We start from the raw sequence: 1598 nt of genomic DNA, 5'->3' as shown, positions 1-1598 counted from the left end.
AGCTGCCTACCGCCGATACGCCAGACAAACTGGCGAAGCTGCTGCCATTTTGATCTAAACAGCAATCATGCCGAAGGTGTGGTTGCTGTTACGCATACTGTCAATGTCTTTGATCTGATAGATATTATTCACCTAAAGCAAAAATACCATGGCGAACTACAAACCTGATTTATCCTGCCAAAGTAAATTTATCCCTGTCGATTTTGCCGCCCAAATAGTGCCTGGCACTTTTGAATATGCGCTGAGGGTAACCCCTACGGCTGAGCAGTAAGGATGTAGAGTGAAAAAAAACAGGCTAAAGCTGCCTGAGGGCAAGTATTGCGAGATGGTTGGCATATCTTGAAAAGAGCTGATTAATAACATGATGAGAAGCAATAAAAAGGTACTAAAGCAAATCACCTATGTAACAAAAGTCTGTAAATTAATTGTTCCCTAAATATACAAATTCCATTAGCATCTGCCGGATAAAACACTAAGTTGTTATATGCACAAGGAAGTCTATGCGTAAATTAATATTATTGTGTTTAATGGTAGTTTCACTTTCTTCATGTGCCTCACACCAAGTAGCAGAGAATGGATGTAAATTTATAAACGGTGCTCACGAATCCGAGCAGGAGAGAAAAAATAAGAGTGAGCGCAATGGCGAGAAGCACCAAAAAGATAATGTTGATGTTATCAATGGCGTATTAGCGCTTTTCACAATTAACCTATCGGATAAAGAAGAAAAGTGCATATAACAATGCGCATCACTCGCTCCCGATGGTCGCTTGGACGCCAACTTCGCTGCGGTCGTCGCCCGTGTGCTTTGCGTTATGTTGCAAAAGGAGATGCAGAGTATGAATCAAGTTAAGAGTAATTTTCAGGTAATAACCGCTACGATATCAACGCTTTATTTTGGGTTGTTTGCCTATGGGGCTTTTATATTAATTCAGCAATTCGAAAGCATATTTGACTCTTTCGAAGCTGAGTTACCAATTCAAACTTCCATATTAATTGGCACTTATCGTTACTGGGGAATCTTGGGCTTAATTTCAGCTTTTATTCTTTACAAAGTTAGTAAGGGTAAAAGCAGCAAATCTATGAAATTACTAATTTGGCTTTTTGTATTGTCATTGTTGTTAGTACCATTTGCTATTTGGGGTATTTACAGCCCAGTATTGGAAGGCAGTGGTCAACCTGTAACATAATCGGGTAGCCAGAGGTCTCTAACCTCCAGCCCCCACAAACACCCTGCACCGAAATGTCGGCCCAGACGACTCCGCACAGGGCGTTTCACTTAGAATGATGAAGCGCAATCCAACCATCACGCAATGGATAAAGCCCTTCGGATTTTAAGCATTTCTGCTGTGCCTGTCCTATTTACTCAGCTATCCTACACCACGGAAACTCAAGAGCAAGTGCTTGAAATGACGTGTCTTGAAAGTGGTAACAATTGGGCATTGCACGGTATGGGTCGGGTGGGTGGTGAAGCAAGGGAAAATTTTAGCTTCGTTTTAAATATCGTGAGCGTAACACCAACCGCACATTCCAGCTTTAGCTAAATCTGCTTACCCTGTCTGGATCTACAACCAGGCAGAGGTTTCACATGAACCGCAGAA

General features: G+C 41.9%; 2 protein-coding genes. Both read left to right on the top strand.

Annotated elements, in window-relative coordinates; all coding sequences use genetic code 11:
- The first annotated feature begins 500 nt into the window (after positions 1–500).
- The gene (locus tag VT06_RS16685; RefSeq protein WP_152659058.1) at positions 501–737 is read left to right on the top strand and encodes a hypothetical protein; all 237 of its coding nucleotides are present in this window, start codon (positions 501–503) and stop codon (positions 735–737) included.
- Positions 738–836: 99 nt separating this feature from the next.
- Complete coding sequence (locus tag VT06_RS16680) at positions 837–1187, top strand: hypothetical protein (protein WP_046555460.1); 351 nt, start codon at positions 837–839, stop codon at positions 1185–1187.
- Positions 1188–1598: the final 411 nt, after the last annotated feature.

The organism is Arsukibacterium sp. MJ3 (assembly GCF_000987765.1).
GTDB lineage: Bacteria > Pseudomonadota > Gammaproteobacteria > Enterobacterales > Alteromonadaceae > Alishewanella.
Note: the sequence above shows the minus strand (reverse complement) of the source record. Positions and strands in the feature narration are given on the sequence as shown.